At 71.2% G+C, this 11,899-nt stretch carries 14 protein-coding genes; 8 read left to right on the forward strand and 6 right to left on the reverse strand.

Annotated features, from left to right (window positions below):
* Positions 1-71 precede the first annotated feature (71 nt).
* The 4 genes from BEP24_RS17960 to BEP24_RS03695 all read left to right on the forward strand — a co-directional run bounded on the left by BEP24_RS17960 (position 72) and on the right by BEP24_RS03695 (position 2,742).
* Positions 72-848 carry a DUF805 domain-containing protein gene (locus tag BEP24_RS17960; protein ID WP_065960371.1) on the forward strand — a complete coding sequence of 259 codons (777 nt, stop codon included), beginning with the start codon at positions 72-74 and terminating at the stop codon, positions 846-848.
* A gap of 64 nt (positions 849-912) precedes the next feature.
* The gene (locus tag BEP24_RS03685; protein ID WP_083230044.1) at positions 913-1,473 is read left to right on the forward strand and encodes a DUF805 domain-containing protein; all 561 of its coding nucleotides are present in this window, start codon (positions 913-915) and stop codon (positions 1,471-1,473) included.
* Positions 1,470-2,315 carry a DUF805 domain-containing protein gene (locus BEP24_RS18110; protein ID WP_083230045.1) on the forward strand — a complete coding sequence of 282 codons (846 nt, stop codon included), beginning with the start codon at positions 1,470-1,472 and terminating at the stop codon, positions 2,313-2,315. Before BEP24_RS03685 ends, BEP24_RS18110 begins: the two co-directional genes overlap by 4 nt.
* Before the next feature lie 151 nt (positions 2,316-2,466).
* Complete coding sequence (locus BEP24_RS03695; RefSeq protein ID WP_065960372.1) at positions 2,467-2,742, forward strand: DUF4190 domain-containing protein; 276 nt, start codon at positions 2,467-2,469, stop codon at positions 2,740-2,742.
* A gap of 81 nt (positions 2,743-2,823) precedes the next feature.
* Here BEP24_RS03695 and BEP24_RS03700 read toward each other — a convergent pair whose 3' ends face one another.
* From BEP24_RS03700 to BEP24_RS03725, 6 genes are all read right to left on the reverse strand, one after another.
* Positions 2,824-3,486: a TNT domain-containing protein gene (locus tag BEP24_RS03700; RefSeq protein WP_065960375.1), complete on the reverse strand. Its 663-nt coding sequence runs from the start codon at positions 3,484-3,486 to the stop codon at positions 2,824-2,826.
* 64 nt (positions 3,487-3,550) lie between these two features.
* Positions 3,551-4,324 (reverse strand): succinate dehydrogenase iron-sulfur subunit, encoded by a 774-nt coding sequence (locus tag BEP24_RS03705; RefSeq protein WP_065960376.1) that lies wholly within the window; start codon positions 4,322-4,324, stop codon positions 3,551-3,553.
* A complete protein-coding gene (gene sdhA, locus BEP24_RS03710) occupies positions 4,324-6,117 on the reverse strand; it encodes a succinate dehydrogenase flavoprotein subunit (RefSeq protein WP_065960377.1) in 1,794 nt (597 codons plus the stop codon). Before sdhA ends, BEP24_RS03705 begins: the two co-directional genes overlap by 1 nt.
* Positions 6,118-6,211: 94 nt before the next feature.
* A complete protein-coding gene (sdhD, locus tag BEP24_RS03715) occupies positions 6,212-6,658 on the reverse strand; it encodes a succinate dehydrogenase, hydrophobic membrane anchor protein (RefSeq protein WP_065960378.1) in 447 nt (148 codons plus the stop codon).
* A gap of 20 nt (positions 6,659-6,678) precedes the next feature.
* Positions 6,679-7,128 (reverse strand): succinate dehydrogenase, cytochrome b556 subunit, encoded by a 450-nt coding sequence (gene sdhC / locus BEP24_RS03720; protein ID WP_083230049.1) that lies wholly within the window; start codon positions 7,126-7,128, stop codon positions 6,679-6,681.
* A 77-nt stretch (positions 7,129-7,205) separates the two neighbouring features.
* On the reverse strand, positions 7,206-8,444 hold the full coding sequence (locus tag BEP24_RS03725) for a glycosyltransferase family 1 protein (RefSeq protein ID WP_253181553.1): 1,239 nt from the start codon (positions 8,442-8,444) through the stop codon (positions 7,206-7,208).
* A 258-nt stretch (positions 8,445-8,702) separates the two neighbouring features.
* Here BEP24_RS03725 and BEP24_RS03730 point away from each other — a divergent pair, with 258 nt between their 5' ends.
* The 4 genes from BEP24_RS03730 to BEP24_RS03745 all read left to right on the forward strand — a co-directional run bounded on the left by BEP24_RS03730 (position 8,703) and on the right by BEP24_RS03745 (position 11,818).
* Entirely contained in the window at positions 8,703-9,851 is a 1,149-nt protein-coding gene (locus tag BEP24_RS03730) for a mannose-1-phosphate guanylyltransferase (protein ID WP_065960383.1), read from the forward strand.
* Between the two features lie 104 nt (positions 9,852-9,955).
* Entirely contained in the window at positions 9,956-10,456 is a 501-nt protein-coding gene (locus tag BEP24_RS17395) for a hypothetical protein (RefSeq protein WP_065960384.1), read from the forward strand.
* Complete coding sequence (locus tag BEP24_RS03740) at positions 10,390-11,265, forward strand: alpha/beta hydrolase (RefSeq protein ID WP_065960385.1); 876 nt, start codon at positions 10,390-10,392, stop codon at positions 11,263-11,265. Before BEP24_RS17395 ends, BEP24_RS03740 begins: the two co-directional genes overlap by 67 nt.
* A 154-nt stretch (positions 11,266-11,419) precedes the next feature.
* Positions 11,420-11,818: a hypothetical protein gene (locus BEP24_RS03745; RefSeq protein ID WP_065960387.1), complete on the forward strand. Its 399-nt coding sequence runs from the start codon at positions 11,420-11,422 to the stop codon at positions 11,816-11,818.
* Positions 11,819-11,899: the final 81 nt, after the last annotated feature.

Below are 11,899 nucleotides of genomic sequence, written 5' to 3' on the forward strand. Positions count from 1 at the left end.
TGCGAGGGACGCCCGCGGAGCCCAGAGCCTGCCAGACTGCGGGGGACAGTCACCACTCGGGAGGGACAGCAGTGAGCAACCAGGATCCGTACGGCGGGCAGCAGCCCGGAGGACAGGACCACTCGGGCGCGGGGGCGCAGCGGCCGGACGGGCAGCAGCCGTACGGGCAGCAGCCGTACGGACAGCAGGGCTCCGCGCCGGACCCGTACGCGAAGCCGCAGGCCGGGCAGCAGCCGTACGGCCAGGCGCCGTACGGCCAGCCGCAGCAGCCGTACGGGCAGGCACCGTCCGGGCAGGCGCCCTACGGCCAGCCGCAGCAGCCGTACGGGCAGGCACCGTACGGGCAGCAGCCCTCTGGCGGGCAGGCACCGTACGGCCAGGCCCCGTACGGCCAGGCACCGCAGTACGGGCAGGCCGCCGTGCCCCGCGGTGCCACCGCGACCGAGCCGCCGATCTGGGCGCCCTGGTACGGCATCCCGTTCCCGCAGGCGTTCCGCCGGTTCTGGAAGAAGTACGCGCGGTTCGACGGGCGAGCCAGCCGCAGCGAGTTCTGGTTCTGGGCGCTCTGGTACGCGATCGGCTCGTTCGCGACCGGGTTCGTGGGCGGGATCTTCGACGCGGCGCCGGGCCTGTCGAACGTCAACGACGGCCTGACGACCCTCTGGGCGCTCGCCTGCGCCGTGGGGTTCATCGCGCTGACCATGCGACGCCTGCACGACGTCAACCTCTCCGGGTACTTCACCCTGTTCTTCATCATCCCGCCGATCGGGGTGCTCTTCGCGCTCATCGTCGGCTTCCTCGCGACCGACCCGCAGGGACAGCGGTTCGACCGGCCCGACCGCATGTGACGCCCGGATCGGCGGATCTGGTTGACTCGTGGGGTACACAGGACCACACCACGAGGGGGACCACATGACCTACCAGCAACCCGATCCGCCGTACGGGACCGCGCAGCAGCCGGCCGGCGGCCACGGCCAGTTCGGCGCCGGCAACGTGACCGGTGCCGGCGGGGAGCCGCCGCTCTGGGCGCCGCGCTACGGTGCCTCGTTCGGGCAGGCGGTCGGCCGGTTCTTCCGCAAGTACGCCACGTTCAGCGGTCGCGCGAGCCGCAGCGAGTTCTGGTGGGCGTACCTGGTCGTGGCAGCCGTGCCGACGATCCTCGTGACGATCGCACTGGTCTACCGCTTCTCGACCATCCAGTACGACACCGTCGACTTCGGTGACGGCCAGGTCTACCGCAGCCCGAACGCGCCGGGGCCGCTCTTCTTCGTGCTCATGGCCCTCCCGGCCCTGTGGTGGCTCGCGACGATCGTGCCCACGCTGGCGCTCGGCTGGCGGCGCCTGCACGACGCCAACCTGCCCGGCGCGCTGTACCTCATCGCGGTGTTCGTCGGCATCGTCGGCATCGTGTTCGGTCTGCTGCCGTCGAACCCCGAGGGTGCGCGGTACGACCGCCCGGGGGCCGCACGATGACCGACGACCGCACGCCGCGGTGGGGGCAGCCGGACGGCCAGCAGCCGGAGGGCCAGCAGCCGGAGGGCCAGCAGCCGGACGGCCAGCAGCCGGACGGCCAGACCCCGCAGTCCGGCCAGCCGCAGCAGCCGCCGCAGCCGAACGGCCAGGCTCCGCAGTACGGGCAGCAGCCGTACGGCCAGGCCCCGCAGCCCGGCCAGCAGCCGTACGGGCAGCAGCCGTACGGCCAGCAGCCGTACGGCCAGGCCCCGCAGTACGGGCAGCAGCCGTACGGACAGCAGCCGTACCCGCAGTTCGTCCCGTCCGGCCCGATCCCGCGCGACGCGAGCGGCGCCCCGCCCCTCTGGGCCCCCTGGTACGGCATCGGTTTCCTCGACGCCGTGACCCGCTTCTTCAAGAAGTACGCCCGGTTCGACGGTCGCGCCAGCCGCAGTGAGTTCTGGTACTGGGTCCTGGCGAACGCGATCGTCTCGACGATCCTGCTCGGCGGCTACATCGCCGGCGTCATCGCGTGGGCCGCATCCTCGGCGACGACGGTCGACGAGTACGGCAACACGACGACGAACGGGTCGGTCCCGGTCGTCGCCCTCCTGTTCCTCGCGCTGTACGGCCTGTGGTGGCTCGCGACGATCGTGCCCACCTTCGCGCTCGGCTGGCGACGGGTGCACGACGCGAACCTCGCCGGGCCGTTCTGGCTCATCTCGCTCGTGACCGGCATCGCGGGCATCGTCTTCGGTGCGCTCGAGTCGAACCCGGCCGGGGCGCAGTACGACCGTCCCGACGGACCGCCCCCGGGCGCGTACGACGGCGGCCACGACGCTGCGGGGCTCCCGAAGGCCTGACCCGGACCACGACCAGCGACACAGCGGGGCGCGGTGCCCGAGACCGACCGGAGTGGTCGGCCGGACGCCGCGCCCCGCTGCCGCTATGGTGATGGCGACCGGCCACCCGGACCGGCCTGCAGCACACACACAGCTCCCGAGGGGGAACCCCATGACCACCGCCCAGCCGTACAAGCCCGCCGCACCGGCATCCGACCGTTACAGCGTCCTCGCGATCGTCGGGTTCATCCTGGCGTTCCTCGTGAACATCGCCGGGCTCGTCGTGAGCATCATCGCGCTCACGCAGATCAAGCGCACGGGTGAGCGTGGCCGTGGCCTCGCGCTCGCCGGCATCATCATCAGCGCCCTGTCGTTGGTCATCTCGATCATCTCGATGATCGTGCTCTTCTCGGCAGCGGCGTCGATGCAGGGCACGACCGGCTACTGAGCCCGACCGTTCCCGCACGACGAAGCGGCCCGCCCTCAGGGGGCGGGCCGCTTCGTCGTGGTGCGGTGGGACGTCGGGCGGTCAGACCACCCGCAGCCGGACCAGGGAGCCGTCCACGACCAGGTCGCGCACCGTGACCGACGGGTCCGCCGTCGCGAACCGGAGCGCGCCTCCCGGCTGGTCGAACCAGGGCTGCACGAAGCGCACCTCGACCAGGAAGGGCCGCTCGACGACGTAGCGGTGCACCTCGGGCGCCGCCGCGACGTGCGGCGGCAGGGAACGCTGGGGGAGCGGGGTGTCGAGCGGGTGCAGGAGGTACCCGTCCGGGCCGCCCACGCGGTCGACCGGGACGCCGGCCGGCACCTGGATGCGGAGGCCCTCGTCGCCGGCCTGGGCGACCTGCTGCGCGAGCTGCGGGTAGGTCGTCGCCGCGCGGTCGCGGAGGCCGTCGAGCTCGTGCCGGGGGATGTCCCGCGGTGCGGGGAACGGCCGGTTCAGGAAGCGACGCAGCATCTCGACCGCGTCGGCCTCTCCCCGCGCGGTCGCGAGGCGTCGGGCGGTGCCGTAGTCCACGACCTCGAGCGCGAAGTCGCCGGACCCCGCGGCCCCCGCGTCGTCCTGCGCCGGGGTGATCCGCAGCGCGCCCTCCACCGGCGGCTCGTGCAGTTGCTCACCGGGGAGCTGCACGTAGCGCACGGTGTAGCCGAGCTGGTCGAGGATGGGGCGGGTCTCCGCGAACGTCATGCGCGCGAGCCTACCGGTCGGGTCCCGGCCGTCCGCCGAGACCGTGCCGCGTGCGCTGCCACGGTCACGCGCCGCCGCGCATGATCGCCTGCTTGACCTCGGAGATCGCCTTCGTCACCTGGATGCCACGGGGGCAGGCGTCGGTGCAGTTGAAGGTCGTGCGGCAGCGCCACACGCCCTCCTTGTCGTTGAGGATGTCGAGGCGGACGTTCGCGGCGTCGTCGCGCGAGTCGAAGATGAAGCGGTGCGCGTTCACGATCGCGGCCGGCCCGAAGTACTGGCCGTCGGTCCAGAACACCGGGCACGACGAGGTGCACGCGGCGCAGAGGATGCACTTGGTGGTGTCGTCGAAGCGGGCGCGGTCGGCGACGGACTGCACGCGCTCCTTGCCCTTCTCCGGCTTGCTGTTCGCCTGCAGGAACGGCTGGACCTCGCGGAAGGACTGGAAGAACGGCTCCATGTCCACGACCAGATCCTTCTCGAGCGGCAGGCCCTTGATCGCCTCGACGTAGATCGGCTTCGACACGTCGAGGTCCTTGATCAGCGTCTTGCACGCCAGGCGGTTGCGGCCGTTGATGCGCATGGCGTCCGAACCGCACACGCCGTGCGCGCAGGAGCGGCGGAAGGTCAGCGACCCGTCCTGCTCCCACTTGATCTTGTGCAGCGCGTCGAGGATGCGGTCCGTCGGGAGCATCATGACGTCGAAGTCCTGCCAGCGCGGCTCGTCGTCGACGTCCGGGTCGAACCGCCGCACGATGACCGTGACGGGGAACGATCCGGGAGGGGCGTCCTGCACGGTGTCGGTGCGGGGCGCGTCGGAGACCAGGGTGTCGGTCATCAGTACTTCCTCTCCATCGGCTCGTAGCGCGTCATGACGACGGGCTTCCAGTCGAGCGTGATGTGGTCGTCGGCGAGGGACGAGTGCGGGTCGCCCGTCAGGTACGCCATGGTGTGCTGCATGTAGTTCTCGTCGTCGCGCTTCGGGAAGTCGTCGCGCATGTGGCCCCCGCGGCTCTCCTTGCGGTTCCGGGCGGAGAACACGACGACCTCGGCGAGGTCGAGCAGGAAGCCGAGCTCGACGGCCTCGAGCAGGTCGGTGTTGAAGCGCTTGCCCTTGTCCTGGACGGCGACGTTGCGGAAGCGCTCGCGCAGGGTGTGGATCGTCTCGGTCATCTTGCCGAGCGACTCGTCGGTGCGGAACACCTGGGCGTTCTTGTCCATCTCCTCCTGCAGTTCCTTGCGCAGGACGGCGATGCGCTCGGTGCCGGTCGAAGCACGGAGCTGGTCGAGCATGTCGCGGACGCCGGCGGCCGGGTCCTCGGGGAGGGGGAGGAAGTCGGCGGTCTGCACGTAGGCGGCGGCGTTGTTGCCGGAGCGCTTGCCGAACACGTTGATGTCGAGCAGCGAGTTCGTGCCGAGACGGTTCGAGCCGTGCACCGAGACGCACGCGCACTCGCCGGCGGCGTACAGGCCGGGCACGACGGTCGTGTTGTCGTACAGGACCTCGGCGTTGGTGTTGGTCGGGATGCCGCCCATCGCGTAGTGGGCGGTCGGCATCACGGGCACCGGCTCGACCACCGGGTCGACACCGAGGTACGTCCGCGCGAACTCGGTGATGTCCGGCAGCTTCGTCTCGAGCACCTCGGCACCGAGGTGCGTGCAGTCGAGCAGCACGTAGTCCTTGTTCGGTCCGGCGCCGCGGCCCTCGGCGACCTCCTGGACCATGCAGCGCGCCACGATGTCGCGCGGCGCGAGGTCCTTGATGGTCGGGGCGTAGCGCTCCATGAAGCGCTCGCCCGAGGCGTTGCGGAGGATGGCGCCCTCGCCACGGGCGCCCTCGGTGAGGAGGATGCCGAGGCCGGCCAGGCCGGTCGGGTGGAACTGGAAGAACTCCATGTCCTCGAGCGGCAGGCCCTTGCGCCAGACGATGCCGACGCCGTCGCCGGTCAGCGTGTGCGCGTTCGAGGTCGTCTTGTACATCTTGCCGAAGCCGCCGGTCGCGAAGACGACGGCCTTGGCGTGGAACACGTGCAGTTCACCGGTCGCGAGCTCGTACGCCACGACGCCGGCCGGCTGCTCGCGGGTCACGCCGTCGTCGCCCGTGACCTCGACCATGACGAGGTCGAGCGCGTAGAACTCGTTGTGGAACTCGACGCCGAGCTTCACGCAGTTCTGGAACAGCGTCTGCAGGATCATGTGGCCGGTGCGGTCAGCGGCGTAGCAGGCCCGGCGGACCGGGGCCTTGCCGTGGTCGCGGGTGTGGCCGCCGAAACGGCGCTGGTCGATCTTGCCCTCGGGCGTGCGGTTGAACGGCAGGCCCATGTTCTCGAGGTCGATGACGGCGTCGATCGCCTCCTTCGCCAGGATCTCGGCGGCGTCCTGGTCGACGAGGTAGTCGCCGCCCTTGACCGTGTCGAAGGTGTGCCACTCCCACGAGTCCTCTTCCACGTTGGCGAGCGCCGCGGCCATGCCGCCCTGCGCCGCACCGGTGTGGGACCGGGTCGGGTACAGCTTCGAGATGACGGCCGTCTTCGCCTTCGGGCCCGCCTCGATCGCGGCACGCATGCCCGCGCCGCCCGCGCCGATGATGACGATGTCGTGCTGGTGGTGGTGAACGGTGGTCTCGGTCACTGGGGCCTTTCCGGGGTGGAGATGTCGCGCGTCGGGGTGCGTCGCGCGGCGTTCGTGCTCGTGGGACGTGCTGCGTCGGGCCGCGGCGGGAGGGCTACTGCGCGGGGCAGAACGAGGGCAGGTCCGCTGCGGCGGCGCCCGCGGGGCACGGGTCGAACGTCCAGCAGACGAGCAGGCCGAGGACGACCAGCGCGACGCAGGCGATGGCGACCGCGAGCAGGAGGGTCTTCCGGATGCCCGGCTTGGCGACGTAGTCGTTGATGATCGTCCGCATGCCGTTCGAGCCGTGGACGAGCGCCAGGACGAGCATCAGGGAGTCCCACACCTGCCAGAACGGGCTCGCCCACTTGCCGGCGACGAAGGCGAAGTCGATCTGCTTGACGCCCTCGCCCGCGACCATGTTCACGAAGAGGTGGCCGAAGATGAGCACGACGAGCAAGACACCCGACGCGCGCATGTAGATCCACCCCCACTTCTCCCAGTTGGTGGTGCGGCGTGCTGCGGCGGCGGAGCGCGGTGGCTCGACGGTCTGCGTGGTCATCTTCTGGTCCGTCCCTTCGCCTACTGGAAGTCCGCGACGAGGTTCATGAGCTGGCGCGGGAGGAAGCCCGCGATGAGGATCGCCCACACGACCAGGACGACCCAGAACATGGTGCGCTGGTACTTCGGGCCCTTCGACCAGAAGTCGATCGCGATGATCCGGAGACCGTTGAGGGCGTGGAAGACGATCGCCATGACGAGGGCGATCTCACCGATGTTCATGATCGGTGTCTTGTACGTGCCGATGACCGCGTTGTATGCCTCGGGCGACAGGCGCACCAGTGCGGTGTCGAGGATGTGCACGAGCAGGAAGAAGTAGATCGCGACACCGGTGATCCGGTGGAGCACCCACGACCACATCCCCGTGGACCCGCGGTACAGCGTTCCTTCGAGCTTCCGAGATGCGCGAGGCGCCTCGATCGTCACCCGCGGTTCGGCGGTCGCCGTCCCGCTCGCGGTCTGCTCGGCCATGAGCAAGTCCTCCCATAGGACGGGCTCGGCGATCGGCGAGCCCTTGCCGTTCGTGTTCGTGTGGAACACGACCCATCCTATGCGCGTGCGCTGACCTTCTCGTCCCATCCGGCCCGCGCGGTGCGCGAGACCGCGGGCGGCGCGCCGATCGTGCGGGCGCTGTCGTGGTGCGCGAGGAGCTGGTCGCCGACCGCCTCCCAGGTCGTGCCCTCGACGCGGAGGCGTCCGGCCGAGCCCATCCGCGCGGCGGTCGCGGGGTCGCCCACGAGCCCGAGCACGGCGCGTCGGAGCGCCTGCGGGACGACCGGGTCGTAGAGCTCCCCGTCGAGCCCGGGTGCCACGAGGTCGAGCGGGCCGCCCGCAGCCGGGGCCACCACCGGGAGCCCGGTCGCGTGCGCCTCCTGCAGGGTCTGGCCGAACGTCTCCGCCGGACCGGTGTGCACGAACACGTCGAGCATCGCGTACGCGTCGGCCAGCGCCTCCCCGCGGAGCGGCCCCGTGAACGTGACGTCGAGGTGCCGGAGCCGCCGCTCGAGGGACGCGCGCGAGGGCCCGCCGCCCGCCACCACCACCCGGATGCCGGGCACCCCGCCGAGCTCGGCGAGCCGCTCGACCTCCTTCTCCGGCGCGAGCCGCCCGACGTAGCCGACGATCGTCTCGCCGCCCGGGGCGATGCGGCGTCGCGCCGCCCGCACGGCGTCCGACCGGCGGCGGTCCGGGTGGAACAGCGTCGTGTCGACGCCGCGGCCCCACCGCGCGACCCGCGGCACGCCGTCCTCGGCGAGCATCGCCGCGGTCGCGCTCGACGGGGCGAGCGTCAGCGAGGCCCCGGCGTGGATGCGGCCGAGGATCCTGCGCACCAGCGGGACGGTCGCGGTCAGGCCGTTGCGGCGGGCGAACCCGGCCACGTCGGTCTGGAAGACGGCGACGGAGGGGATGCCGAGCCTCCCGGCCGCCGTGATGGCGCGCCCACCCAACAGGAACGGACTCGCGGCGTGGAGCACGTCGGCGCCGGAGGCGGCGAGGATCGTGTCGAGCACGGGGTGGGGGAGGGCGACCGGGAACTGGCGGTACGCCACCGCCGGGACGCGGTGCACGTCGAAGGAGCGGTACCGCTCGAGCTGCGTCCTCGAGCGGAACTGCGCGAGTCCGGGGGTGTCCGGCGCGATGACGACCGCGCGGTGTCCGCGGCGTTCCAGGTGGTCGAGGACCGCGAGGACGCTGGTGGTCACGCCGTTGAGGGTGGGCAGGAAGCTCTCGGTCACGACGGCGACGGTCCGCTGGACCGTGTCGCGCTCCACGCTGCGTGCGTTCATGGCACGGCCCATGCTGCGGCGCGTCCGTGACCGGGCGGGGCGGCGCGCGTGAACGCGCGGCAGGCAGGAGGTGAACAGCGGCCGGGAGGCGCGGTGCGGTCCCGGTGGGCGGGGCGCGGTCGGGCAGGTGGTGCGGTGGACGCCGGTGGCGCGCGGTGGCGCGGTGGCGCGGTGGCGCGGTGGGCGCCGGTGGCGCGCGGCGGCGGAGGCGGTGGCGGGTGGTGCGGTCTCCCGCACGGAGCGTGCGGGAAGCGACCGATGGGTGCCCGGCGACACCGGTACGGTGGGCGGGTGGAACACGAACTCGAGGACTTCTACGCGATCATCCCCGCCGGCGGCATCGGCTCCCGGCTGTGGCCGTTGTCGCGCGCCGACGCGCCCAAGTTCCTGCACGACCTGACCGGGTCGGGCACGTCGCTGCTGCGGCAGACGTGGGACCGGCTCGCCCCGCTCGCCGGTGACCAGCGGATCATGGTCGTCACCGGGCGCGCGCACCGCGCCGCGGTCGAGGCGCAGCTGCCCGGGGTCGCCGACCACAACGTCGTGCTCGAGAGCGAGCCCAAGGACTCCACCGCCGCGATCGGCCTGGCAGCGGCGATCCTGCACCGTCGCGAGCCGGACGTCGTCATCGGCTCGTTCGCCGCCGACCACGTCATCGGCGACGCACGCGGCTTCCGTCGCTCGGTCCGCGAGGCCGTCGCCGCAGCCCGCGCCGGGTACGTCACCACGATCGGGATCACCCCGACCGAGCCCGCGGTCGGCTTCGGGTACATCCACGCGACCGAGGGGACCCTCGACGTCGACGGCGCCACCACGGTGCACGGCGTGCGCTCCTTCGTCGAGAAGCCCGACCTCGACACGGCACGCGGCTACCTGGAGGAGGGTAACTACCTCTGGAACGCGGGCATGTTCATCGCGCGCGCCGACGTCCTCCTCGCCGAGCTCGGCCGGACGAAGCCCGAGCTCCTCGCCGGCATCGAGGAGCTCGCCGCCGCGTGGGACACCTCGTCGCGCGGTGCGGTCGTCGACGCGGTGTGGCCCGCCCTCGAGAAGATCGCGATCGACTACACCGTCGCCGAGCCCGCCGCGGCCGCCGGTCGGATGGCCGTCGTCCCCGGTGACTTCGACTGGGACGACGTCGGCGACTTCGCCTCGCTCGCGAAGCTGCAGTCCGGTGGACGGGCGAACAACCTCGCCGTGCTCGGTGACGGGGCCCGGATCCTGGCCGACTCGTCGAGCGGCATCGTCGTCGCGCACAGCCAGCGGCTCATCTCGCTCATCGGTGTGGACGACATCGTCGTCGTGGACACCCCCGACGCCCTGCTCGTCACGACGAGCGAGCACGCGCAGCGCGTCAAGGGCGTCGTCGACGCGCTGAAGCTCAGCGGTCGGGGCGACGTGCTCTGAGCGGCAGCACCGGTCGGTGCCGTCGTTTTTCACGCCTCCGGTCCATGGGTGCCGCGCGTCGCCGCGTCCGGTAATGTGTCAGCCGAGGGGAACGATGCGGGGGAGTGATCGTGGGGGACATCGCGTTCGACGTGCACGAGGCGAGGTCGGCGGCGCGGGTGGCGCGTCGGGCGGCCGAGACGCTCCGCGGGCAGGCTGGCCGTCGCTCCGGGGCGGTCGGAGGGGCACTCGATGACTTCGAGGGCGCATACGCCGAGCGGTTCGGAAGCGCCGCGGCGATCGAGGCCGAGGACCGAGCACGGTTGGCGGGGGTGCTGGTCGACCTCGCCGACCAGATCGACGCCGCCGTCAATGCTGCTGAGCGTGAACGGCAGCGGCTGCGTGACCACGCCGAGTGGAAGGCACGTGATGCCGACCGGAAGCGGGCGGCATCCGGGGCCGAGGCCTTCGCCGGTGCCGCGGGGCGATCGGTCGTCGACGCCTGGGAGAGCTTCACCGACCCCGAGCCGTCGACCGAACCCGAACCGGCTCACGGGCGTTGGCGCAGGAGCTCACGGCGCTGTACGCGGACCGCAAGGCCCTGCGGAACATCAACGCTGCGCTGACGAAGAAGGGCTCCGACGGCAAGCGCTTCCTCATCTCGCTCACCGATCATCACCCGCCGCTGGCTGCCGTTTCGATCGGGGATCTCGACCGTGCACAGTCGGTGACCTGGGCTGTCCCGGGGATGGACACCACGACAGCGGACATGACAACGTGGGCGAGGGCGGCTCAGAACATCGCAGACGAGCAGACCGATGTCGCAGGCGCTCCGGATCGAGCAGTGGTCGCCTGGGTCGGTTACGCCACACCGGGGCCCGAGGACGTGCTCCTCATGGACAAGGCGAAGAAGGGCGGCCAGCGGCTCGCCGACTCGATTCGCGGGTTCTCAGTCGTCCGTGGAACTGATCACGTCGAGACGAACGTGGTGGCGCATTCCTACGGCACGACCACCGGCGCGGTGGCCCTGGCCGAGCGGGGTGTCCACATCGATCGATTCGTCGCGCTCGGTTCTGCTGGGCTACCCGATGGTCTCGACGGTGCGGAGCAGCTGCACGCGGACCACGTCTTCGCGGCTCAGGCGAAGGACGGCCCCACCGGCAATACCGGGGAGGGTGACGAATGGGCAACGTTCGGCCGGGAGAAGAGCTTCGGCCATCACGTGGACCCGACCGCGCAGAGTTTCGGAGCGACCCTGTTCGGCGCCGACGGCGGGACAGGAAGCGAGGGGCAGACCCTCTCGTCGGTCTTGCACCACGCTCCGGTGTTCAAGGACCACCGGGGCTACCTGGACCGTGGTACCGAGTCACTCCACAACGTCGCACTCGCCACCACAGGTCAGGACGAGTTGCTCACCGGGACGCGGTCTCAGTGACCCGGTCCGACGAACGAGGAGGCACATGAACGCACGACACTCTGCCTGTCGCACCATGGCGACGACGGCAGTGCTCCTGGCACTCGTCGTCGCAACCGCCGGATGTGCCGGGCAACAGCGTGGTGCACCCCGACCGACCGAAAGGACGTCTTCCATGGACGCGGACACTGCGAAGCGCACCATGATCGACATCGTCGATCAGACGACCGCCGCGCTCGGCGGCGAGTGGGAAACGCGGACGTCTCCCGACTACGTCGAGAGCTGCCAGCTGTCGAGCGACGAAGAAGGCGCCCGGTGGGTGTACCGAGCTGCTCGATCAGAGTCCGGTGACGCGGAGGCGGATGCTGCTGCAGCCTCCGACATCTGGAGGTCCGCCGGTATGACCGTGGACCGACTCGCCGACACCAAGGGGCCAGCGATGGTCGCGCGCGGCGGCGATCGCGTCGAGACGATCCGGTTCTTCGCCTTCCCCGACAACTACAGCATCCAAGCGCTCTCGACGTGTTTCGCCGGCAACGCAGACGAGATCGAGGAGCAGCAGGCGGACGAATGACTCGCGATCCGACGATCGCGGTGTCCTTTATGCCGGATCAGGGGTCGATCCCGGCTGACCTGGTACGGGGACGGGGACGGG

This window comes from Curtobacterium sp. UCD-KPL2560 (assembly GCF_001705035.1).
Lineage (GTDB): Bacteria > Actinomycetota > Actinomycetes > Actinomycetales > Microbacteriaceae > Curtobacterium.

What these genes read in the sequence shown, in the direction of transcription:
- BEP24_RS03725 (WP_253181553.1), bottom strand. Translation starts at nt 8,444, where the DNA reads ATGAACGCACGCAGCGTGGAGCGCGACACGGTCCAGCGGACCGTCGCC.
- BEP24_RS03730 (WP_065960383.1), top strand. Translation starts at nt 8,703, where the DNA reads ATGGGTGCCCGGCGACACCGGTACGGTGGGCGGGTGGAACACGAACTC.
- BEP24_RS03695 (WP_065960372.1), top strand. Translation starts at nt 2,467, where the DNA reads ATGACCACCGCCCAGCCGTACAAGCCCGCCGCACCGGCATCCGACCGT.
- BEP24_RS03700 (WP_065960375.1), bottom strand. Translation starts at nt 3,486, where the DNA reads ATGACGTTCGCGGAGACCCGCCCCATCCTCGACCAGCTCGGCTACACC.
- BEP24_RS03685 (WP_083230044.1), top strand. Translation starts at nt 913, where the DNA reads ATGACCTACCAGCAACCCGATCCGCCGTACGGGACCGCGCAGCAGCCG.
- sdhC (WP_083230049.1), bottom strand. Translation starts at nt 7,128, where the DNA reads ATGGCCGAGCAGACCGCGAGCGGGACGGCGACCGCCGAACCGCGGGTG.
- BEP24_RS18110 (WP_083230045.1), top strand. Translation starts at nt 1,470, where the DNA reads ATGACCGACGACCGCACGCCGCGGTGGGGGCAGCCGGACGGCCAGCAG.
- BEP24_RS03705 (WP_065960376.1), bottom strand. Translation starts at nt 4,324, where the DNA reads ATGACCGACACCCTGGTCTCCGACGCGCCCCGCACCGACACCGTGCAG.
- sdhD (WP_065960378.1), bottom strand. Translation starts at nt 6,658, where the DNA reads ATGACCACGCAGACCGTCGAGCCACCGCGCTCCGCCGCCGCAGCACGC.
- BEP24_RS03745 (WP_065960387.1), top strand. Translation starts at nt 11,420, where the DNA reads ATGGACGCGGACACTGCGAAGCGCACCATGATCGACATCGTCGATCAG.